Origin of the sequence: Adonisia turfae CCMR0081 (assembly GCF_011009555.1) — a bacterium.
GTDB lineage: Bacteria > Cyanobacteriota > Cyanobacteriia > Phormidesmidales > Phormidesmidaceae > Leptothoe > Leptothoe turfae.
The window spans coordinates 1,553,075-1,574,411 of sequence record NZ_QXHD01000004.1; the positions used below are offsets into that span (position 1 = coordinate 1,553,075).

The following is a 21,337-nucleotide window of genomic DNA, read 5'->3' on the forward strand; positions in this document are numbered from 1 at the left end:
TAGTAGAAAATACGGATGCCGCTGTTGGTATTTACCTCATTTCCGAATTTGGAAAATCCGCATGAATTTGTGACAGTTTGGCGGGCGGCATAAATCAGTGCGCGTGTTTTGATTAGGGGATAGGGTGAGCATGTGGCATGCTGTAAAAGCAATGCGTAGATAGAATCTCGGTGTACGTTTTTACTCAAAAAGTATCTTCAGCACTGGAGCCAACATTGGCACTAGCACTAACGGCGGACGAGCGTACTCGCTCACGATATCGCTACAGTCTCTCCGGTGGTATTACGGACACTAAAGGGGAGACTGTAGACTTTAGTACAACCCAGCTAGAGACTACCCAGGCTGATGAAATCTATCTAGAACTACCCCGTGGAACGACGCTACGACACGGTGATTGCCTGGGAGGCAGCAACCATAGTCAGGTATTAAAAATTGTGGCAAAGCCTGAGCCAGTAATGACCGTGAGGGCTTCGACTAACGCTCAGCCCCCATCGACTAACGCCCAGGCGTCCTTGCGACTTTTGCAGGCGGCGTATCATTTGGGTAATCGTCATGTGGCCCTGGAATTGGGGGCTGATTACTTACGCTTAGCGCCAGATCCGGTTTTGGCAGCGATGTTGCATCAGCTGGGTGTAACGGTCACGGAAGAAACTGTTCCCTTTCAACCAGAGTCGGGGGCCTATGGCCATCACCATTGATGAGCAAGCGCTGCTAAAGCTGCTGCAGTTGAGCAGTCCAGCTTTACCTGTCGGTGCCTTCAGCTACTCAGAAGGCTTAGAAACGTTAGTTATGCAGGGGCATCTTGCCGATGGTGAGGCGTTACACAGCTGGCTGTTGCAGGAGCTACGCTATGGGGCGGTGCGTTTAGACGTTGCGATCGCAACCCGCATCCACCAGAACCTTAACAGCCCTGATCAGCTTGCCTACTGGAATCAATGGCTCACCGCCAGCCGCGACACCGCTGAACTACGCCAGCAAAGCTGGCACATGGGTCGCGCCCTGGTGCGTCTGGTTTGCACACTTCACCCAGAGCTTCAGGCCACATTTAACGCCTGTGGCACCCCCTGCAATTTTGCCGTTGCCTTTGGCATCATCGCCGCCCACTGGCAAATGGATGTTCACACCATGGCCCTCGGCTATCTGCAAAGCTGGGCTGCTAACCTGATCGGTGCAGCCGTTAAGCTGGTGCCCCTGGGCCAAACCGACGGCCAACGCTGTCTGCTACAGCTAATTCCTGAACTGAGGACGGCAGCAGCCACCATGGTGGCACTGCAAGATGATCAGCTGTATGTGAGTGGGTGGGGCGGTGCGATCGCAAGCATGCAACACGAAACGCTATACACCCGCCTCTTCCGTAGCTAACGTAAAATCTAAAATTTTGAAGGTAAATTCTAGGCTCATTAAATAGGGGTTTTATCCTGGGATTTATTCCATTACCTATCCGGCATGCTCCCATGACTTCCTCCCCCTACCGTGTCGGTGTTGCCGGCCCCGTCGGTTCTGGTAAAACGGCCCTCGTCGATGCCCTGTGCAAATCCATGCGCAATGACTATTCCATTGCCGTGGTTACCAACGATATCTATACCCAAGAAGACGCCCAATTTTTAGTGCGCAGTCAGGCCCTACTGGACCATAACCGCATTGTTGGTGTAGAAACCGGTGGATGTCCCCATACCGCCATCCGCGAGGATGCCTCCCTTAACCTGGTGGCAATTGAGGAGCTAGAAACCCGGTTTGATGACCTAGACCTAATCTTTGTAGAGAGCGGTGGCGATAATTTAGCCGCTACCTTTAGCCCAGAGCTGGTAGATCTGACACTCTATGTCATTGATGTGTCCGCTGGCGACAAAATCCCCCGCAAAGGCGGTCCAGGGATTACTAAATCTGACCTGCTGGTGATTAACAAAATTGACCTGGCTCCCATGGTGGGCGCTGACTTATCGGTGATGGATCGCGACACTAAAACCATGCGTGGCGATAAACCCTTTGTCTTTACAAACCTTAAAATCAGCCAGGGGCTAGACACCATTCAGCAATTTATTCAGTTTCACGGGCGGTTGCCAGTTACAAATCTCACATAGGGGTGCGTAATGTTCTTGCCAAAACTTCTCTTGTTTCTAAACTCTTGTTTCTAAACTCTTGTTTAGAAAGTTAAATAATTCATTTTGCAAGAGATAAGGTTATTGAGACATAACATTCGAGTCTTTATTGGAGCCATAATCGCTTTATTTAATACCGGGGATCAAACGCAAACAAAAACAAATAAATCTACAGAGACCCGAAAAGTATCAAAGGCTACAATCGTCGTTTTCCTCAAGACTTACCATCACGAAGCGAATAAGTGTATCTACGGTAACTGCAACACTTGATTTGTGGCAGTGGCCGGTTCTTGATGCCATAGGTGTGTGAGTCTTTAGAAAGGAACGCCCAATGACGAGGATTAATAGACGTAAATTTTTGGTGTACGGCTCCACTGCCGTGGGTACCAGCATTTTGCTAAAGGCCTGTGGTGGAACTTCTGAGCCCACTGCAGATACTGCACCAGCCGAAGGCGAAACTACGATAGCGGCCGCTGGTGATGGCGACACAATTAAAGTCGGTATTCTGCACTCTCTAAGTGGCACGATGGCCATTAGTGAGACCACCGTGGTGGACGCTGAAGAATTAGCAATTAAAGAAATTAACGCAGCTGGTGGTGTCCTCGGCAAACAGATTGTTGCCGTTAAGGAAGACGGTGCCTCTGATTGGGATACCTTTGCTGAGAAAGCTGAAAAGCTCATCGACCAAGACCAGGTATCCGTGGTATTTGGCTGCTGGACCTCTGCTAGCCGTAAGAAGGTACTCCCCGTATTTGAAGCGAAGGACCACATGCTGTGGTACCCCGTACAGTACGAAGGTCAAGAATGCTCCAAGAACATTTTCTACACGGGTGCGGCACCTAACCAACAAATTGAGCCCGCTGTAGACTGGCTGCTTGAGAACAAGGGCACAGACTTCTTCCTGGTGGGTTCTGACTATGTATTCCCCCGCACTGCTAACACCATTATTAAAGAGCAGCTCAAGGCCAAGGGTGGCAACACTGTCGGTGAAGACTATCTACCTTTGGGTAACACAGAGGTCACTCCCATCATCACTAAGATTAAGGCGGCTTTACCCGATGGCGGTGTGATCTTTAACAGCCTTAACGGTGACAGTAACGTCGCCTTCTTTAAGCAGCTTAAGGGTGCAGGCATGGGACCTGATAATTATCCTGTCATGTCTGTAAGTATTGCAGAAGAAGAAGTTCGCACCATTGGCCCCGACTTCCTGACAGGCCACTATGCAGCTTGGAACTACTTCCAAACTGTCGAAAGCCCTGCTAACGAGAAGTGGGTGTCCGATTTTAAAGCTGAGTATGGCGATGAGCGCGTAACCAACGATCCCATGGAAGCCGCTTACATCATGGTTTACCTATGGAAACAAGCGGTTGAGAAAGCGGGTTCTACTGATATTGCCGCAGTACGTGAAGCAGCCTATGGCCAGACCTTCGACGCACCAGGTGGTACGGTTACCATGAACCCCAACCATCACATTTCTAAGACTGTTCGCATTGGTGAAATCCGCGAAGACGGTCTATTTGAAATTGTTTCCGAGACTGATGGTCCGGTTGATCCAATTCCTTGGAATCAGTTTGTTCCTGATACTAAGGGCTATGCGTGCGACTGGTCTGACCCTGCTAAGGGTGGCAAGTTTAAAGCAGCCTAAAGCTTTTGTAGGTTAGCTGACAGGGGAGAGTCACTGTGGCTCTTCCCTTTTTTCATTCAAGGGAAGAAGAGTTTACTTTTTTGACAGGTAATTGTCGTGCTCGACGGTTTAATCAACGGCATATTTAACGGCATCAGCATTGGGGCAGTGCTACTGATTGTTGCCCTGGGTCTGGCCATTGTGTTTGGTCTCATGGGTGTAATTAATCTGGCCCATGGAGAGCTAATGATGCTAGGGGCTTACACCACCTATGTGGTCCAGAACAGCTTTAAGTCCTTAGGGGACGGGGCTCAAGACTTCTACATTTGGTTAGCTTTACCCCTCTCTTTTATCGTGGCAGCCCTGGTGGGGCTCTTGTTAGAACGCAGCGTCATTCGATTGCTCTATGGGCGACCATTGGAAACGCTCTTGGCCACCTGGGGTGTCAGCCTCATTTTGCAGCAGTTTGTGCGCAGTGTTAGTTGGGCTATGGCCTTTGGCATTCTGGCTATTTGTGTACTGCTTTTTGGTGGGCGGGCTGTTTTGAACAAGTTTGCTCACTTGGGGCCGCGTCAAAAGCTGGCTAACTTTGTTGTTTTAGTACTTTCTGCCGCCATTGGCATCACGTTTGGGCGTTCTCTCAATGGTAATCCCACCATGTCCAAACCTTGGTTTAGTGCTCGTAACGTAGATGTAACGGCTCCCAAGTGGCTCCAGGATAGTATTAGTGTTACGGATACGCTTTCATTTCCAGCTGCACGTATTTTTATCATTGCACTGACAATTATTTGCCTGCTGGGTACATTCTGGTTTCTCAATAAATCTGCCTGGGGTTTGCGGATTCGAGCGGTGACCCAAAACCGTGACATGAGCGCCTGTTTGGGAATTCCTACAAAGCGAGTGGATGCCCTTACCTTTGCGTTAGGGTCCGGGCTGGCTGGTATTGCCGGTTGTGCTGTTACACTGCTGGGCTCTGTAGGTCCGAACCTAGGCAGCAACTATATTGTTGACGCCTTTATGGTGGTGGTCGTTGGCGGGGTTGGTAAGCTTATCGGTAGCATTGTCGCTGCTCTGTTAATTGGCATCATTACCTACATCGTTGGTTCCGGCACTTTGGTACTGATGCTGCCCTCTAGCGAGTCTTTACAGCCTCTGATTGATACGGTGACATTTTTTGCCACAACGAGTATGGCCAAGGTCTTAGTATTTGCTCTGATTATTGCCTTTCTGCAGATTAAGCCAGCGGGCTTATTCCCACAAAAAGGCCGTTCGGTGGAGGTGTAACGATGGTAACGACAAAACCCGTCGGCAAAAAGCGCAGACGTGCCCTCGAAGCAAGTATTGTTATTGGTCTGGCCTTTGCCCTTATCTTTGTTGCGCCGTTAGTACTGTCTGGTTTCCGTTTAGGGTTACTAGGGCGGTTTTTAGCATTAGCGATTGTGGCCCTGGGGGTTGACCTGATTTGGGGCTACACCGGGTTACTGAGTCTTGGCCAGGGGATTTTCTTTGCCCTGGGAGGCTATGCATTTGCGATGCATTTGCAGCTCAATCTGGCTGGCGATGGTCTGCCAGAATTTTTTGGCTTGTATGGTGTGTCAGAGCTACCCTGGTTCTGGCAGCCGTTCTATTCACTGCCAGTCACCCTCATTGCCATTGTGGCCTTACCTGGTTTAGTGGCTGGTTTATTGGGGTATCTGGTCTTTCGTAACCGGATTCGAGGCGTCTATTTCTCGATTTTGACCCAGGCCATGTTGGTGGTATTTTTTAACTTCTTTAATGGTCAACAAAAGCTAATCAATGGTACAAACGGTCTCACTACCGATACCACGGTTCTGTTTGGTCAGCAGGTGGGTAGCGATCGCATGCAGTTTGCCTTCTATGTTGCCACCGTTATTGTCCTTGCCCTTACCTATGGTCTTTGCCGATGGTTGACCCGTGGTCGCTTTGGTCGTCTACTCATTGCCATTCGCGATGATGAGAACCGCCTCAGATTTTCAGGGTATAACCCTGCCATGTTTAAGGTCCTGGTATTCGCCGTGGCAGGTGGTATTGCTGGAGCAGCGGGTGCTTTGTATACCGTTCAATCTAGCGGTATCACGCCACAGTACATGAGCGTTGCCTTCTCAATTGAAATGGTGATTTGGGTTGCCGTGGGTGGTCGCGCCACCCTTGGCGGTGCGATTTTGGGTGCCTTGGTGGTTAACTGGGCCCAAGCTCTCCTGAGTGAACAATTTCCAGAGGTGTGGCTATTCTTTCAAGGAGCCCTGTTCTTGCTAGTGGTGACGGTGCTACCTAAGGGGATCGTTGGTTGGGTCCGTGATGATGCCGTCCGCCAGATTCGTGATTTGTTTGGTCTACAACCCCAGCTCAGCACCTATCCAGATCTGGAGCTAGATCCCGATGTCAAACGTGAACAGCGCGAATTAGCCGGTAAATAACCACCAAAAGCCTTGGTTGGGTTGAGCCTAAGCGCTAGCTCTTTTATTGATTGCTACACCAACACCGCTCAATCCAACATCCCTCCATCCCACTTTCTCCAATCTCTGCAAGCGACCATCATTGCACACCCGATCATGGCCAACCCAATCCTCGAAATCGATAACCTCACCGTCAGCTTCGACGGCTTCAAAGCTCTCAATAAGCTCACCTTCTCCATGAACGAAGGTGAGCTGCGAGTCATCATTGGCCCCAACGGCGCAGGTAAAACCACATTCCTAGATGTCATCACTGGAAAAGTCCAACCCACCCACGGCAAGGTCCGGTTCAAAGGCAAAAAGCTCAGCGGTCGTTCAGAACATAACATTGCCCGTCTAGGCATAGGTCGCAAGTTCCAAACCCCACGCATCTACCTTAATCTGACCCCGCGCGAAAATCTGGAGCTATGCTGCAACCAGGATAAGAACGTATTATCTACTCTGTTTAAGCCCACACCCACAGCAGAACGCCGTACCGTGGGTGGGTTGCTGGAAACCATCGGCCTTGACCATAAGGCCGACAAGCCTGCTGCGCTCCTCTCCCATGGCGAAAAACAGTGGCTGGAGATTGGCATGCTAGTGGCCCAGTCCCCAGATTTACTCCTGGTGGATGAACCGGTTGCCGGACTTACTGATGAAGAAACTGAACGCACAGGTGAACTGTTGATTGCCTTAGCCGAAAGCCATTCTGTAATCGTGATTGAGCACGACATGGAATTTGTGCGTCAGATTGCCCGTCAGGTAACGGTGCTGCACGAAGGTTCTGTGCTCTGTGAAGGCACGATGGATGAGGTACAAAATGATCCTCGGGTGATTGAAGTATATTTAGGTACCGAGACGTCCATTACACCAGACCAGATGTTGTTGTTACGTATCGCTGCAACTATGGCCTGGGCCGATGGCAACTTTGAACCCATAGAACAAGAGATTATTCTTGATCGCCTGAGTCGTCAGTTTGCCTATGAACCAGAGGAACAAGTTGCACTGAAAACAGAGTTAAAAGATTTGTTAGCGAAGAGAATTCCTTTACAAGAGTTGGTTCCTCAGCTGAAAACACCCGACCAGCGCGAACAGGCACTGATGCTGAGCTATGACGTCATTAAGGCTAACCAAATTAACCAGGCAGAAGCATCGGCATATCAGCAACTGTTACACCTGTTAGCGCTGCCTGAAGAAACCGTAAATCGTTTGGAAAACGCTGCTCTAGAACAATTTGAAAACGCTAATTAGGTACCCAACTGCACTTTATTCGAAACTTCGATCTAGACAGTCTTTATTCCTCTTACTTCCCTTAAACAATCCTCATCCATGACAGAGACAGCCTACCCGCCTACCCATAAAGTCACCTCCACGGCTCCAATGCTGAAGATTTCCAGCCTTAACTTCTATTACGGTGAGAGCCATATTTTACGGGATGTCGATCTCACGGTACCCAGGGGCCAAATGGTGTGTTTGATTGGACGTAATGGAGTAGGTAAGACGACCTTATTGAAAAATATTATTGGGCTGTTGTCGCCTCGTGGTGGTGCGATCGCATATGACGGACAAAATATTCATACTTTGACTGCCGATAACCGAGCCCGCATCGGCATTGGCTACGTCCCCCAAGGACGAGAGATCATTCCCCGCTTAACGGTCAAAGAGAATCTTCTTATTGGTTTAGAAGCGCTAGGAAAGCGTGCCCCCAAGGCTAAAAAAGAAATTCCCGACCTCATCTTTGAACTTTTCCCCGTCTTAAAAACAATGTTGTCACGGATGGGCGGAGATCTAAGTGGTGGACAACAACAACAACTATCCATCGCCCGTGCACTTATGGGGCAACCTCAGTTATTACTCTTAGACGAGCCAACCGAAGGTATCCAACCCTCAATTATTCTAGACATTGAAAATGCGGTACGACGGATTATTGAAACTACGGGTATTTCCGTTCTGTTAGTAGAACAGCACTTACATTTCGTCCGTCAAGCCGACTATTACTATGCCATGCAGAAAGGTGGTATTGTTGCATCGGGGTCAACGGATCAACTCAGTAATGATGTGATTCAAGAGTTCTTAGCGGTTTAATTCTCAGCGGTTTAACATAGTCTCTGTGGGCATACTGCTAGTACGCTCATTCATAGTCATTAGTCTCGGCTTTTCTAATGAAGAGGCGATGTTTTGCGATGTTTACATTATTTTACCTATGCATAGACAGGTAATTAAAGATATGTTGCGTAATGCCATTGTCCGTTAATTTTAGAAACTAGGGTTGAAACAACACGTCCGATTGTCTGGCATATCCACTTAGCCGTGTATAGCCGTATAACCTCTTTTAGACGTGTATTAAAAGGTATCTGAGCATTGGCAGATACACGGCACAGAAGAATCAACAACAATCAGTGAAATGCGTTTGTTGTCACGTACAAGATGCTTTTACTGCTTCTGGCTGTGGATTTTTACAGGAAACACTCACCATGTTAAAACGCTACATAAGAAAGTTCGTTCCAGTCAGCATTAGAACGTTTATTTCAAAAATCGAAAGCTTTTTACTATTTGATATTTATGCCTACCGCATTTTGGGTCCATTCCTCAGCAAAACGTTAAACCAGCGGCAACAGCCATCAAAATATCTTTTTGTTATGGCCCCCGCACGATCTGGTTCTACATTACTAGGCCACATACTCTACAGTCATCCGGAAGTGGCAGGTTATGGTGAAAGCCATGTGGGGTATTCATCAGAGACGGATCTGCGCCAGTTAACTTGGAGAACAGCTGCAGTTCTGGACAACTTTGATCCAATGGAACATACCTACATTGTGGATAAGATTGTTCGAAACTATCCGATTGCGGACAACATTCTGCAAAATAAACAGATTAAGTTTATATTTCTTCTGCGAGATCCCGCAGCCACTTACACAAGTACAGTGAAATCCTTTTCAGGACAAGAGTCCCCAGAAGGTGTCGATAAATGGCTTAATTATTACCGGAGGCGGCTAGAGTGCTTTGAAAGGCTAGTGATGCAAATTAATGACCCCAGTCGCTGCCTAACACTGAAATACAAGGATTTACTAGCTGATACCGACGCTACGTTGGCTGCCTTTCAGAAATTTCTTGGGACGAGTTCTCCATTTTCCGATAGCTATACGGTGGCGAAACACACGTCTCGTCTAAAGTATGGAGATAACTCCAAAGCAATTCAAGCCGGCAAGATTCTGCGTAAAAAGTTTCATAAACTGACGTTAAATGATGCTGTCTTTGCTCCAGAAAAGCAACAAGCTGCTTACGATTTTTACGCAAATTGTCTATCAACGTTAAGACAATACACCCAAGTTTGTGGTTCGATTTCCCCCCAGCCAGTTCAAGAAGTGAGTGTGCCACCCACAAAGGTTAACGTAACCTAGAATACCTACCCGTTTGTTGAAAACACTGATATACTTCCAAACAATTCACTTTGATGGTCGCAAAAGCCTAGGCGGGCTGTACGTTACAGCCGTAGTGCTTTAGTTGGCTCTATCGAGGAGCTAAGCTGCACCTCAATGTGGTTTAGCCTACACACTGAATTGTTGCATTTAAGGAAAACACAGTTATGGTTAGTAATCAGGCTCGCTCCCGTGCAGTGAATTCTGCCGGTAGTTTTATGAACGATTTTCGTGAGTTTTTGCTGCGTGGTAACGTTGTCGATTTAGCCGTGGCAGTTGTTATTGGTGGTGCTTTTGGTGCTGTCATCACCTCTTTTATTGAGGACATCATCACTCCTCTGTTATTGAGCCCTGCACTCAATAAGGCTGGCGTTGCCGATATTGCAGAGCTATCTGCCAATGGCGTCAAGTATGGTCTGTTCCTGTCGACCGTGATTAACTTTGTTGTAATTGCCTTTATTTTGTTCGTACTAATTCGTACATTTGAGCGTATGAAGCGTACTGAAGAAGTGGATGCTGGTCCTTCCACTGATGAAAAGCTAAACGATACGTTGGGTCGCCTCACTGGTTTCTTAGAGCAGCGGATGTAAACGTTGAGGCCTATTGACTGGATGGGTTTCATTTTGAATCAATGATTTCAGCAGTGAGTCGAGCACATTATTGCCTCGACTCGCTGTTTTTATGTATCACTTACACCACCAGGCGATATTATATTCATCTCAATTGGTAACTGCTGTAGAAATATCAATATCGTTTAATTTCATGTATAGGAACTGCTAACTGTGGCTTCACCGACTGCAACACTTCTGATTTCTTGCCCCGATCAGCAAGGGCTTGTGGCTAAAATTGCAAACTTCATCTACGCCAATGGGGGCAATGTTGTCCATGCTGATCAACATCGCGATGAGCCATCAGAACTTTTTTTGTCACGCATTGAATGGCAACTGGATGGATTTAATCTAAAACGTGATCTGATTGGAGCAGCCTTTGATTCCATTGCTAAACCTTTAGAGGCAAAATGGCAGCTCCACTTCTCTGATGAAGTCCCTCGCGTTGCCCTCTGGGTGAGTAAGCAGAATCACTGTTTGTTAGACTTGCTTTGGCGATATCAAGCGGGAGAGATAGCAGCAGAGATTCCGCTGATTATCAGCAATCATGAAACATTACGGTCCATTGCTGAGCAGTTTAATATCGCTTTTTACCATATTCCAATTACTAAGGCGACTAAAGCTGAGCAAGAAGCAAAGCAGCTGGCATTGCTAAAAGAGCATTCCATTGATTTGGTCGTTCTGGCCAAGTACATGCAAATTCTGAGCCCTGATTTTATCGAGCAGTTTCCCAGGGTGATTAATATTCATCATTCGTTTTTACCCGCCTTTGTGGGGGCCAATCCCTATCATCGCGCCTATGATCGAGGCGTCAAAATCATTGGCGCGACGGGTCACTATGTCACCTCAGATTTAGATGCAGGGCCGATTATTGAGCAGGATGTGGTGCATGTTAGCCATCGCGACCAGGTCAGTGATTTAATTCGTAAAGGTAAGGATTTAGAACGGGTGGTCCTAGCCCGTGCTGTGCGCCTGCATTTGCAAAACCGCGTACTGGTGTATGGCAATCGCACAGTGGTGTTTGCCTAACCGTTATCGCCTACAAATTAATCACATTTGTTCAATCACATCTGTTCAAGTGGAGATTAGGCTAACGCCTAAATTATTGCTCAGTTCTTGAGCCAACCACTGGGATTCTCTTGTGGTTAAGCCTAAGGTCTTGCATTTAAGGTTATAAGAACGATGATTCGTGTGAATTTCAAGGATGTTTTTAGTTGTCTCTAGCCTTAAATGCAAGATATCTTCTCGCTGAGTCTGAAACAGAACTTTGCGCGATCGCATTAACAGTATAGTTTCTCGATAAATGATGAGATTGTCATCACTGAGACATATATGTAACTGACTCAGCAAACGATTCCTGGAGGGGGTAGGTAGTAGGACTATGCCTGTAAACCCTGCAATAGAGCTAACAACGACGGTGTTAAAAAACCAGAGAAAGCCTCCAAAAAGCCCCCCAAAAAAACCTATAGATGAAAGAACAATCCATACAGCCACTGTTCCGACATAAGAGGAGATACTAAAGATGACTCCAAGAATCAGTAGATTTAACCATGAACCCACTTGTTTCCTTCGAAAACCATAGGGACGAATAACAGTATCTACGGTGCCGTCCCGCTGATTCACTAAAATGCGATTTTGATCAAAAGGGCGTTCAGATAAAGCGCTTAAAGTACCCTTTTCTAAAACCGTCTGTAAGCCAGTTAGGGCCTCTGTGGCTGAGGCAGGTCGCTGGCTGACATCAGGGTGTATCAACCAGCGCAACCACTGGCGTATGGGAGAACTGATATGTTTGGCTTTGCTCTCAAACTGGATGCGCATATTGTTTTGGGGTAAATCCGCAGGATGGCATCCTGTCATCAGAAAAATTAGTGTAGCTCCCAAACTGTATAAATCTGAAGCCGGTGTGGCCCGTCCACCAAACTGCTCGGGTGGCATATAGCCATAGGTGCCCACAATGGTTAACGTGCCAGATGGATTTAGAAACGGGACCTGGACAGAGCCAAAATCTACCAAAGGGCACCTCGATTAATTCAAAAATAGAGTCTCAATATGAGATCATGGTTACGGATTAGGGTTGACAGGGAGACTTCTGATGGGACAACAAGGATTTTGGGATTTTGAGATCCGTCATCAAAAGCTGGAATCAAAAAAAGACCTGTTGACCTGCCTGGACGAGCTGATTCCGTGGGATGAGTTTCGACCGCTGTTAGAAAGCGTGTATGTCAAATCCCGTAAGCGTAAAGCAGGTCGTCGCCCGATAGATGTCATCCTCATGTTTAAGTTGTTAATCCTGCAACAGCTCTACAACATTGGTGACGATGAGCTGGAATACCAAGTGAATGACCGGTTGTCATTTATGCGATTTCTACATCTGGGCCTGGAAGATGCGGTGCCAGACGCGAAAACGGTGTGGTCATTTCGGGAGCGCTTACGCCAGGCCGAGTTAGTGGAAGGACTATTTGAGCAGTTTGGGGCCTATCTGAAGGCAACGGGCTACCAAGCCCAATGTGGTCAAATCGTCGATGCCACCTTAGTGCCAGTGCCTAAACAACGGAATAGTCGAGACGATAATGCCGAGGTCAAAGCAGGCAAGGTGCCTGAGGATTGGCAGGACAAGCCTCATAAGCTATCCCAAAAGGATGTGGAGGCTCGTTGGACCAAAAAGAATGGCACGTCTCATTACGGGTATAAAAACCATATCAATCGGGATGCGGGGCATGGGTTTATTCGTCGGTATACGGTCACCGATGCCTCGGTTCATGATTCTCAGGTATTGGGTCAACTGCTAGATGCGGACAATTCTGATGATGAGATTTGGGCCGATAGCGCCTATCTCTCGATAGCGATTGTCACCGTGTTAGAGATGATGGGTTTTGAGAGCCATATTAACGAACGAGCCTATCGCAATCGCCCCCTAACAGAGGTGCAGATAGCGGACAATCGTGAGCGTTCAAAAACCCGGGCCAAGGTTGAACATGTATTTGGGTCGATGGTCAATGAGATGGGGGGCAAAGTTGTTCGCACCATTGGGTTAGCCAGGGCCAAAACCATGCTCGGCCTCAAAAACTTGACCTACAATCTCAAGCGGTATGTCTTCTGGCAAAAACAAGACATGGCTGAAGTATTTGCCTAAAGGATGGGATATTCAGCTCTAAAACGGACACAATGCATGGGGGGTGTTTATTTCATATTCTGATTTCCAGAAACAAGGCTGGATAACAGTCTTATTTGAGACTCGATTCCTCAAAAAATCAATAAATAGAGGTGCCCAAAAGCTAGTAGACCAAGTCAGAGCTCAGATTCACTTAAAGCATAACTCCAATCGCGCTGATTTACTGTCGATGCCAGCGAACTTTTCTATCTGGTTGATCAACCACCGTAATCCCCATTGCAGTCAGCCGGTCGCGAATATCATCTGCCATTCAAAATCGCGTTGCTAACGGACCGGTGGTAGATATGGCGAGCAGCGAACTCACTCCTTCCCGATTTCTAGCTAGTAATTATTAGCTCTCTGTATCCAGTGAGTGGATCAATCTCCCGCTTAAAAATAGCGTTAGGCACAATCCCCAAGATTATCTCTGCTGTCGTATAAATGTTCGAGCCATCCATCAAATGACCACCGATGACCTGGCCTTCACTATCTGATACGGCAATGTGTAAGTGAACACCATATTGCGAGAGTGTACCTTCTAGCGACACTATCTCTAATGGTTGTTCAAAAACTGTTCCTTCTGGTTGATTGGCAAATCGGATCGCTGCCTTGCGTAAACTACCCACACAACTCAGCATATAAGCGGCATCTATTTTTTGGTCAATACAGTATCTCAACAAAGATTGTTTGAGATCTTCTCCAGGCTTAAGACGAATAGCAATCACGTCCACATCTTTTTTCCACGGGTATAGCGCTTACAAAGTCTAACAACTTAATGGATTGCTGCAACCTGCTGATCTAAGGACGGGTGAGGTAACAGTGGCAATCAGGTTTTTCTATCAGGGTTTCCACTAGTGCATTCAGGGTAACTGCCGCCAAAAGACCACCTCCCAAACTGCCTTGAATGGTGATGTAAGGCACTGGTAGCGACATCAACTGGCGCTTGGCTGCAGGAGCATGACCAAAGCCGATGGGCATCCCAATCACAAGAGCGGGTTGAAGTTTTCCCTGGTCAATCCACTGGCAGGCAGCTAGCAAGACCGAAGGGGCATACCCCACAACTAGCACACAGCCTGCCGGAACCTCCTGCAACCGTTGCTGCCAGAGATTATCTCGCCAAAATGCTTGCTCGGCATCAGCGGCTCCGGCGATGTGGGGGTCATCAATCAGCGTTGTCACGGGATTTCCTAGATGGGCTAGCCGTGTCTGATCCAGGGTAGCAGCAACAGCGGGGACATCCACGACAACTGAACAGCCTGCTTTGAGGGCAGTACGGGCAGCAGCGACAGCCTTGTGACCGAGGCGCACAAAACTGACCAGACTGACATCGCCGCAGGCCAACACCAATTGATGCAACAGGTGAACCGTAATTTCAGAGTAGTGAGATAAATCGGGCAGTAACAGCTTCAACGACTCCTGAAATTGCTCCGGGTGTGTGGTGACTTCGGTATCAAAATGACTCCAGATCTGATCCAGTTGCCCCAATCCGGCTTGGACATCGACATCCAATTGCTTCAGCTGCGATAGCGCTTCTGCCTGGGCGATCTGACAGTTGCGATCGCGCCCCAACAGACCTTCTAGTGCAGCTGCTGTTTGGCGGAGCTGGGTCATCTGTTGTATGACCGTATGGTATTGCTGCTGTAGCTGGATGATCAATGTAGTATCCAGGGTGGCTTCAGGGTGGCTGTCTAAAAGCTGGCGAATGTGAGACAACTGAAACCCCTGCTGCTTCAGTGCCATTACCCGCCGCAACCGTTGCACATCCTGCTGGGTATACAGCCGGTAGTTACCTTCAGACCGCTGGGGCTGAGGCAGTAAGCCAAGGGTATGGTAGTGCCGTACCATGCGCGGGGTGACGCCACTCCCCACGGCATCCGTCAGTTCTTTAATAGTCAGATGGTCTGTCTTCATTCACTGAGTTTACAGTAACCTTGACATTGACACTAATGTCAAGGTTTATGCTGGCGGATAGTTTTTATTGGACAGATCAGATTATGGCTGCCAGAGCCCTTGCATCACCCCGTCTCTCGACTTTATTTAAGGATGTATTCAAGCACCATCCCGAGGCCGTCGCTGCGATCACCTGCGCCATCCTGGTATTGCTGGGCTGGCAGTCCCTCAATTTTGGCTGGGTGGGAGGAGGCCTTTTGATCCTGACGGTAGCTTACGTTATTGGCGGTTTGGACAGCGCCCGTGACGGTATTACAACTCTGTTACAAGAGAAAGAGCTGGATGTTGATTTGCTGATGATCGTGGCGGCGCTGGGCGCTGCCAGTTTGGGGCTATGGCAGCAGGAATACTACCTGATCGTCGATGGAGGCGTCCTGATCTTGATCTTTGCCATTAGTGGGGCTTTAGAAGGCTACGCCATGCAGCACACCGAGCGCAGTATCCAGGGGCTGATGAGCTTAACAACAGATACCGCCCGACTTCTGAACCACGGGCAGGAGCGCACTGTCCCCATTGCCCGTCTTAAGGTAGGCGATCTCATTTTGGTCAAGCCGGGAGAGCTGGTGCCCACCGATGGTGTAGTGGTAGACGGCGCGAGTATCCTCAACCAGGCTTCGATTACGGGAGAGTCTGTGCCCGTAGAGAAAACCATTGGGGATGAAGTCTTTGCGGGTACGCTGAATGGCCATGGGGCACTGCGGATCAAGCTGCATCAACCGCCGGAAAGCAGCTTAATTCAGCGGGTAATCCGGCTGGTGCAGCAGGCCCAGACAGAAGCACCTCCCTCTCAGCAATTTATCGAGCGGTTTGAGCGGGGCTACGCCAAAGTGATTGTTATTACCGGAATACTACTAGGCATACTACCCCCTTTCCTGCTGGGATGGACCTGGGAAGAAACGATTTATCGAGCGCTGATTTTTCTGGTGGTGGCCTCCCCCTGTGCCCTGATGGCCTCGATTATGCCCACATTGCTATCGGGCATTGCCAACGGAGCCCGTCGAGGCATTTTGTTCAAGAACGGGGCACAGTTAGAGCAGATTGGACGTGTGCGTGCGATCGCATTTGATAAAACCGGCACTCTGACCACAGGCCATCTGCAGGTTGTGAACATGGTAGCGGCTCAGCCCGACTCAAACCAGCTCCTACAGGTAGCAGCCGCGCTGGAGAGTCTGTCGGAACATCCCATTGGGGACGCCATTGTGCAGGCAGCCCGCCAGCAAAATCTCACCTGGGCAACAGCCACCAATGCTCAGGCCCAGGCTGGACAGGGCCTCACCGCCAATCTGGAGGGTCAGAGTACCGTAGTCGGTAAAGCGGTCTTTGTTCGCACACAGGTAAAGACCATTTCTCCCCATTGGCTGGAGCAAAGCCAGCAGTGGGAATCAGAGGGTAAAACAGTGGTCTGGGTTGCCCAAGCGGGAGAACTGTTGGGACTGATTGCCGTAGCTGACATCGTTCGACCTGCCGCTGCCCAGGCTGTGGCCCGCCTCAAACAATTGGGTATAGAGCATGTGGTCATGCTGACGGGGGACAATCTCCGCACCGCCAGCAGCATCGCAGAGCATGTGGGTGTGGATCAGGTTTACGCAGAACTGTTACCCGAAGATAAAGTCGAGGTGATTCGTAAACTTCAGCAGCAGTATCAGAGCGTTGCCATGGTTGGAGATGGCATCAATGATGCCCCAGCCCTGGCCCAGGCCACCGTTGGCATTGCCATGGGGGCGGCGGGTAGCGATGTGGCGCTGGAAACCGCTGATATTGTGTTGATGGGCGATCGCCTGGAGCGATTAGAACATGCGATTCATTTAGGTCGTCGCGCCCAGAGCATCGTGAAGCAAAATATTGTCTTTGCCCTGAGTTTTGTCGTGATTTTGTTAATCCTGAATTTTGCAGGCAATATCACGCTGCCGTTTGGGGTGTTAGGCCATGAAGGCTCCACAGTGCTTGTCACATTAAGTGGATTGCGATTGTTGATAAATAGATAAGGGATGCGCGGGAAAATAATCTACCTGTTGAGAGGCTTGGTGACAATTGGTTCCCCTTCGTAAGGGGAACCGTCAGGGAGGGGTTTTCGATACTAGCGCTGTTGGTCGAAACCCCTCCGCCTACGGCGCCTCCCCTTCGTAAGGGGAGGAAATCCTACAACACAATTTCAAACGGGTATTCTATTTATTGGCAGATCCCTAAGACGCTGGAGCATCCGCGACTCTGCAAGTACGATATGACGCTCATGCGCTGATCGACAGCCCGCGCGTCATCAAGATGAACAACTATAGTGCGACACGCCACCAACGTCAGAAAACGCGCTAGGTCTTAGATGATAGTATTTATCTTCTACCTCTTGTGATTGCTCATCATAGGGATAGCTAAGGACTTCTTGCAACTCTTTAACTAACGTGTAGTCACCCTGCATGGCTTGTTGATAGGCAGGAACAATCAACCACTCTCGCCATGTGTACTTTGGATTAATCTGTTTCATCTTCGTGGATATCTCAGCCAAATTGCCATCGTTAATGAGGTCGCGCCAGCTTTTTAGCCAAGATTGCCATTGTTCATCAAATTGTTGTGACGTTTTACCATAGAAGCTCTTTTTCAACGCTGAGACATCGTCTGGTATATGGGATAACTCGCGGAAGAAAATGGTGTAATCCACATCTGAGTGGGTCATTAGCTGCATTAATGTCTGAAACAGCTCTGGGTTAAATTCAGTTAAGCCAAGTTTGGCCGCCCACATTGTTTGGAGTTGTTGTTGCATGGCTTCTGCAAAGCCACGGCCTACTTGGTCAAACTGTTCTAACGCGTCAGCATCGCCCGCCAGTAAAGGTCTCACAGTTTTCCAAAACATGTAATAATTCGCTTCTGCTGCGTTCGGCTGATTGATGAATGCAAAGTGTTCGCCGCCACCAGTCCAGGGTTGAAACCAAGGGTCAAAAATTTCGCAAAACCCAAAGGGGCCATAGTCGAGGGTAAAGCCACCAGCGGCGCAGTTGTCACTATTAAAATTACCCTGGCAATAACCCACACGTAGCCAATGGGTCACCAGTGACGTCAGACGCTGGCGAAATAGCTTAGCTAACTCAACTAATTGATCTGCAAACCCAAGAGTTTGATTAATGTCGCTTTTGTATTCTCGCTCAATTAAATGGGACACTACCATGCGCAACTCTTCTGATGCTTTTGGATGGGCATTGCTGCGATCGCGACGAGCAAATAACTCCAGCTGACCAACGCGCAAAAAAGATGGTGCAACGCGAGTTGAAATGGCTACCGGATTGTCCACCAAAACATCAGGCTCAAGCGAGCAGGAGTCTTGGGAATACCAAGGCCGGGTAACGGTCTCAGATTTAGAAACATACAGTGTCAAGGAGCGCGATGTGGGCACACCTAACGCGTGCATGTATTCTTGCGCTAGAAACTCACGCACACTTGACCGTAGTACTGCGCGCCCGTCGGCACCACGGCAATAAGGTGTTGGGCCACCCCCTTTCAATTGCATTTCCCAACGCTGGCCATTGATGATTCCTTCAAATATAGATATTGCTCGACCATCACCATAACCATTACCCGTACCGAATGGACAATTTTGGATATATTCGGTGCCATAAATCGACAGTGCATACCCTGTCGCCCAACCCACATGACGCATCGGCTCATGGGCGACAGAGAGATCACCAGAAAATAATTGCCGAAATTTTGCATCCAGCGCCAGCTGATCGCTCAACCCAAGTTCTTTAAAAAAGGTGCTGCTGTGGGCTACATATTCGGGTTCTGCAAGCGGCATGGGTGCCACAGGTACAAAATGACCTGAAAAAACCTGGCGGGCACGGTGATCATCCCCATCGACCGTGGCATCAGGATCGGCATTTAGGGTATCCATCAGGGAATAGTCTGCTAATTGCACAAACTCGTCGAAGGTGGTTACGCAGGGCTCAGCAGAAGCCTCTGCTGAGGGTGTAGATGGATATGACATTGTCGCTGGCGAGGGAAAGATTTATGTTTAATTGTAAAGGCTGGCATATTGAATGTGGAGCTTTCTGGGCTAATTGACTTGTTGGTATGCTCGATGATGCAGACCTATTACCGTTTAGCTTCCTCAATCAGCTGTGCTAATGCTTCCAAGGCACCAAATAGCCTGGCTAAATTATCAATAGTGTAGTTACCGGTGCTTCTGGTGAATGTGTCTAGCACCAATCGACCAAACTGCCAAAGGTTACCATCGGTGACGATGCCATAGACCGTAAATGTGGCATCCTCGTTTATTTTCTGGGAGGCTACTAACTCGGCTAAACATTGTCCCCATCCATGCTCAAAGTCGTTTTTCTTGGCTTCTACGACGACTACAATCGGCGTTTCTAGGACTGTTTTTCCGAGGTTTGAGCGCTTTGAAAAGATGTAATCTGGCGTCCCTGAAAGTGTGGAATCATAGGAGATACTCTTTTGAATCCAGAAAGAATAGTCTTGACTGTGTTTTTTATACAGCTCGCGCAGTAACGGGGATATAATCAGCTCGCTACGCGATGCCTCCGATGTGAAAATATCAATATTCTCTTTGCTAAATCGAAAATCGCTTAGAAAAGCTTCAGAGGGTGATATCTCCGTCACCGTAAGAAAGTCATGTTCATCATATTTGATGTCATACTTCTTCTGCACATCTGCAACAGTTTTGAAATCACTAAATGACATTTTTAGAGTTACCTATTCAAAGTCTTCGTCCAAATAAATGTGAATAGAAATATCACTCATAGATTCCATACTCGTGAATCAATCAGCTGATCAGGAATACGATTTCGCTCAATGTATTCGTTGATTTCTGCTTGATGATCCAGGTAGTAGCTGAGTGCATCAAAAACCTGGGATAAACCAAGGTGTGGCAGTCTTTGGGGGATTTCCTCAGGTGAAACTCCAATACGCCACATTTCTACAATTGCTCTAACAGGTGTACGAGTACCTTTAATAATGGGCTCATTGCTCAGTATTTGGTCATTTCTGACAATATGGCAGTGCTCTGTCGTTTGTACCATACTGATGTTCCGGAGGGATCAATATATAATCGGTTCTATTTTAGCTTGAAAAGAAATTTCCGAGCCTGTTCAATCTGTTAGGGCAGATTAGATGCTCAACCTGACGTATGAGTACAAGCTACTACCGCAAGCCGATCAGATTGAGCACGATCTAGAGATGTGCTGCAAGGTCTCGAATTATGTGTGGAAGGAACAACTTTTTCTGACAGGTAGCTTACTTCCTAGAAGCTGATTGGTGACAGCCTCAGCAACTTTTGGAGAGAATTAATGTTCCCGTTCACTCGTCGCAAAAACTTTTCGCACTCAGCGAAAAGACTCAATACGATCGGTGTGCAACGGGGTTGTTAGGTTACCTCCGATTGCAGTTAGACTGCCCCCAACTTTGTTTTTATCGCAGTGACTATCTCATCTGCCAGTTCATCCACAGAGCTGACTCCATTTAGAACCAAATCGCAATTCTTCAAGACCCTTGCGTTTACTTGAAGATACATTTCTCGGGTAGCACCATTAAGATACCCCGTTAGATATTCTTTAAGATAGGCTGCCAGATATTCTGGATTTCTTTTAATGAGACACCATTCAACATCTCGAAGCAGCCGACGTGCTAAGGCAACTTCTAGCGGAAGGTCGATACATGCTACAAAATCAATAAGTCCATTCATCTCGGCTCGTTCTCTACCAAATGGCTCCTCAATAACAATGAAGCTGGCCGCCTTGATCATTCCTTTGTTATCGGGGAGAGAAATGGATTCCCCATGCCGTAACATCTGCAAGTCTTTAAGGAGTTGTGGGGTTTCCCATTGATTAGGATCGGCTCCCTCTCTAATCCACTCAGAGAAGTTCGAGGGGTATTTCGATACGGAAGCGTAGTCATCGAAATAGAAAGATACAGCATCCTCTAGCAAACTGGTTACTTTTTGAACCAGAGAAGTTTTTCCTGATCCAGAGGGTCCACTTATAGCAACCACAAAACTTGGCGATTGTTTGTTAGTCATCCTGTCCATGCCCTTAA

The 21,337-nt window shown here is 48.1% G+C and carries 20 protein-coding genes; 13 read left to right on the forward strand and 7 right to left on the reverse strand.

Going from position 1 to position 21,337, the window contains the following annotated elements; genetic code table 11:
• Window positions 1–215 precede the first annotated feature (215 nt).
• The 11 genes from DXZ20_RS10810 (at window position 216) to purU (ending at window position 11,232) form a co-directional block, all read left to right on the forward strand.
• Window positions 216–698, forward strand: a complete 483-nt coding sequence (locus DXZ20_RS10810; protein WP_348918567.1) for an urease accessory protein UreE — start codon at window positions 216–218, stop codon at window positions 696–698.
• On the forward strand, window positions 682–1,362 hold the full coding sequence (locus tag DXZ20_RS10815) for an urease accessory protein UreF (protein ID WP_163698126.1): 681 nt from the start codon (window positions 682–684) through the stop codon (window positions 1,360–1,362). The genes DXZ20_RS10810 and DXZ20_RS10815 overlap by 17 nt, the downstream gene beginning before the upstream one ends.
• 92 nt (window positions 1,363–1,454) lie before the next feature.
• On the forward strand, window positions 1,455–2,081 hold the full coding sequence (gene ureG / locus DXZ20_RS10820; RefSeq protein ID WP_163698128.1) for an urease accessory protein UreG: 627 nt from the start codon (window positions 1,455–1,457) through the stop codon (window positions 2,079–2,081).
• 349 nt (window positions 2,082–2,430) lie between these two features.
• Window positions 2,431–3,744 carry an urea ABC transporter substrate-binding protein gene (gene urtA, locus DXZ20_RS10825; RefSeq protein WP_163669929.1) on the forward strand — a complete coding sequence of 438 codons (1,314 nt, stop codon included), beginning with the start codon at window positions 2,431–2,433 and terminating at the stop codon, window positions 3,742–3,744.
• Between the two features lie 96 nt (window positions 3,745–3,840).
• Window positions 3,841–5,007 carry an ABC transporter permease subunit gene (locus tag DXZ20_RS10830; protein WP_163698130.1) on the forward strand — a complete coding sequence of 389 codons (1,167 nt, stop codon included), beginning with the start codon at window positions 3,841–3,843 and terminating at the stop codon, window positions 5,005–5,007.
• Between the two features lie 2 nt (window positions 5,008–5,009).
• On the forward strand, window positions 5,010–6,161 hold the full coding sequence (gene urtC / locus DXZ20_RS10835) for an urea ABC transporter permease subunit UrtC (RefSeq protein ID WP_163698132.1): 1,152 nt from the start codon (window positions 5,010–5,012) through the stop codon (window positions 6,159–6,161).
• A gap of 135 nt (window positions 6,162–6,296) precedes the next feature.
• The gene (urtD, locus tag DXZ20_RS10840) at window positions 6,297–7,427 is read left to right on the forward strand and encodes an urea ABC transporter ATP-binding protein UrtD (protein WP_163669923.1); all 1,131 of its coding nucleotides are present in this window, start codon (window positions 6,297–6,299) and stop codon (window positions 7,425–7,427) included.
• Between the two features lie 78 nt (window positions 7,428–7,505).
• Complete coding sequence (gene urtE, locus DXZ20_RS10845; protein ID WP_006518599.1) at window positions 7,506–8,261, forward strand: urea ABC transporter ATP-binding subunit UrtE; 756 nt, start codon at window positions 7,506–7,508, stop codon at window positions 8,259–8,261.
• A 389-nt stretch (window positions 8,262–8,650) separates the two neighbouring features.
• Window positions 8,651–9,577 carry a sulfotransferase family protein gene (locus DXZ20_RS10850; protein WP_163669921.1) on the forward strand — a complete coding sequence of 309 codons (927 nt, stop codon included), beginning with the start codon at window positions 8,651–8,653 and terminating at the stop codon, window positions 9,575–9,577.
• Window positions 9,578–9,762: 185 nt separating this feature from the next.
• Window positions 9,763–10,185, forward strand: a complete 423-nt coding sequence (mscL, locus tag DXZ20_RS10855) for a large conductance mechanosensitive channel protein MscL (RefSeq protein WP_163698134.1) — start codon at window positions 9,763–9,765, stop codon at window positions 10,183–10,185.
• A gap of 192 nt (window positions 10,186–10,377) precedes the next feature.
• Window positions 10,378–11,232 (forward strand): formyltetrahydrofolate deformylase, encoded by an 855-nt coding sequence (gene purU / locus DXZ20_RS10860; protein WP_163698136.1) that lies wholly within the window; start codon window positions 10,378–10,380, stop codon window positions 11,230–11,232.
• Window positions 11,233–11,277: 45 nt separating this feature from the next.
• Here purU and DXZ20_RS10865 read toward each other — a convergent pair whose 3' ends face one another.
• Window positions 11,278–12,216 (reverse strand): protein kinase domain-containing protein, encoded by a 939-nt coding sequence (locus DXZ20_RS10865; RefSeq protein ID WP_163698138.1) that lies wholly within the window; start codon window positions 12,214–12,216, stop codon window positions 11,278–11,280.
• Between the two features lie 79 nt (window positions 12,217–12,295).
• Between DXZ20_RS10865 and DXZ20_RS10870 the strand changes: the two genes are divergently transcribed.
• Complete coding sequence (locus tag DXZ20_RS10870; protein WP_163696094.1) at window positions 12,296–13,336, forward strand: IS5 family transposase; 1,041 nt, start codon at window positions 12,296–12,298, stop codon at window positions 13,334–13,336.
• Between the two features lie 356 nt (window positions 13,337–13,692).
• Here DXZ20_RS10870 and DXZ20_RS10875 read toward each other — a convergent pair whose 3' ends face one another.
• Together DXZ20_RS10875 and DXZ20_RS10880 are read right to left on the reverse strand one after the other, a co-directional pair.
• Entirely contained in the window at window positions 13,693–14,085 is a 393-nt protein-coding gene (locus tag DXZ20_RS10875; protein WP_163698140.1) for a PCC domain-containing protein, read from the reverse strand.
• 67 nt (window positions 14,086–14,152) lie between these two features.
• Window positions 14,153–15,265, reverse strand: a complete 1,113-nt coding sequence (locus DXZ20_RS10880) for a precorrin-8X methylmutase (RefSeq protein ID WP_163698142.1) — start codon at window positions 15,263–15,265, stop codon at window positions 14,153–14,155.
• Window positions 15,266–15,348: 83 nt separating this feature from the next.
• Here DXZ20_RS10880 and DXZ20_RS10885 point away from each other — a divergent pair, with 83 nt between their 5' ends.
• The gene (locus tag DXZ20_RS10885) at window positions 15,349–17,289 is read left to right on the forward strand and encodes a heavy metal translocating P-type ATPase (RefSeq protein ID WP_163703463.1); all 1,941 of its coding nucleotides are present in this window, start codon (window positions 15,349–15,351) and stop codon (window positions 17,287–17,289) included.
• Between the two features lie 272 nt (window positions 17,290–17,561).
• Here DXZ20_RS10885 and DXZ20_RS10890 read toward each other — a convergent pair whose 3' ends face one another.
• The 4 genes from DXZ20_RS10890 to DXZ20_RS10905 all read right to left on the reverse strand — a co-directional run bounded on the left by DXZ20_RS10890 (window position 17,562) and on the right by DXZ20_RS10905 (window position 21,320).
• On the reverse strand, window positions 17,562–19,274 hold the full coding sequence (locus tag DXZ20_RS10890; RefSeq protein ID WP_163698144.1) for a protein adenylyltransferase SelO: 1,713 nt from the start codon (window positions 19,272–19,274) through the stop codon (window positions 17,562–17,564).
• Window positions 19,275–19,381: 107 nt separating this feature from the next.
• On the reverse strand, window positions 19,382–19,987 hold the full coding sequence (locus DXZ20_RS10895; protein ID WP_163698146.1) for a hypothetical protein: 606 nt from the start codon (window positions 19,985–19,987) through the stop codon (window positions 19,382–19,384).
• Between the two features lie 56 nt (window positions 19,988–20,043).
• Window positions 20,044–20,325 (reverse strand): DUF433 domain-containing protein, encoded by a 282-nt coding sequence (locus tag DXZ20_RS10900; RefSeq protein WP_163698148.1) that lies wholly within the window; start codon window positions 20,323–20,325, stop codon window positions 20,044–20,046.
• Window positions 20,326–20,690: 365 nt separating this feature from the next.
• Window positions 20,691–21,320: a P-loop NTPase fold protein gene (locus DXZ20_RS10905; protein ID WP_163698150.1), complete on the reverse strand. Its 630-nt coding sequence runs from the start codon at window positions 21,318–21,320 to the stop codon at window positions 20,691–20,693.
• Window positions 21,321–21,337 lie beyond the last annotated feature (17 nt).

Bases quoted from the DNA above. Each gene is read 5' to 3' on its own strand.
- DXZ20_RS10815 (WP_163698126.1), top strand. From the start codon at position 682: ATGGCCATCACCATTGATGAGCAAGCGCTGCTAAAGCTGCTGCAGTTG.
- ureG (WP_163698128.1), top strand. From the start codon at position 1,455: ATGACTTCCTCCCCCTACCGTGTCGGTGTTGCCGGCCCCGTCGGTTCT.
- urtA (WP_163669929.1), top strand. From the start codon at position 2,431: ATGACGAGGATTAATAGACGTAAATTTTTGGTGTACGGCTCCACTGCC.
- urtC (WP_163698132.1), top strand. From the start codon at position 5,010: ATGGTAACGACAAAACCCGTCGGCAAAAAGCGCAGACGTGCCCTCGAA.
- urtD (WP_163669923.1), top strand. From the start codon at position 6,297: ATGGCCAACCCAATCCTCGAAATCGATAACCTCACCGTCAGCTTCGAC.
- urtE (WP_006518599.1), top strand. From the start codon at position 7,506: ATGACAGAGACAGCCTACCCGCCTACCCATAAAGTCACCTCCACGGCT.
- DXZ20_RS10850 (WP_163669921.1), top strand. From the start codon at position 8,651: ATGTTAAAACGCTACATAAGAAAGTTCGTTCCAGTCAGCATTAGAACG.
- mscL (WP_163698134.1), top strand. From the start codon at position 9,763: ATGGTTAGTAATCAGGCTCGCTCCCGTGCAGTGAATTCTGCCGGTAGT.
- DXZ20_RS10870 (WP_163696094.1), top strand. From the start codon at position 12,296: ATGGGACAACAAGGATTTTGGGATTTTGAGATCCGTCATCAAAAGCTG.
- DXZ20_RS10880 (WP_163698142.1), bottom strand. From the start codon at position 15,265: ATGAAGACAGACCATCTGACTATTAAAGAACTGACGGATGCCGTGGGG.
- DXZ20_RS10885 (WP_163703463.1), top strand. From the start codon at position 15,349: ATGGCTGCCAGAGCCCTTGCATCACCCCGTCTCTCGACTTTATTTAAG.
- DXZ20_RS10890 (WP_163698144.1), bottom strand. From the start codon at position 19,274: ATGTCATATCCATCTACACCCTCAGCAGAGGCTTCTGCTGAGCCCTGC.
- DXZ20_RS10895 (WP_163698146.1), bottom strand. From the start codon at position 19,987: ATGTCATTTAGTGATTTCAAAACTGTTGCAGATGTGCAGAAGAAGTAT.
- DXZ20_RS10900 (WP_163698148.1), bottom strand. From the start codon at position 20,325: ATGGTACAAACGACAGAGCACTGCCATATTGTCAGAAATGACCAAATA.
- DXZ20_RS10905 (WP_163698150.1), bottom strand. From the start codon at position 21,320: ATGACTAACAAACAATCGCCAAGTTTTGTGGTTGCTATAAGTGGACCC.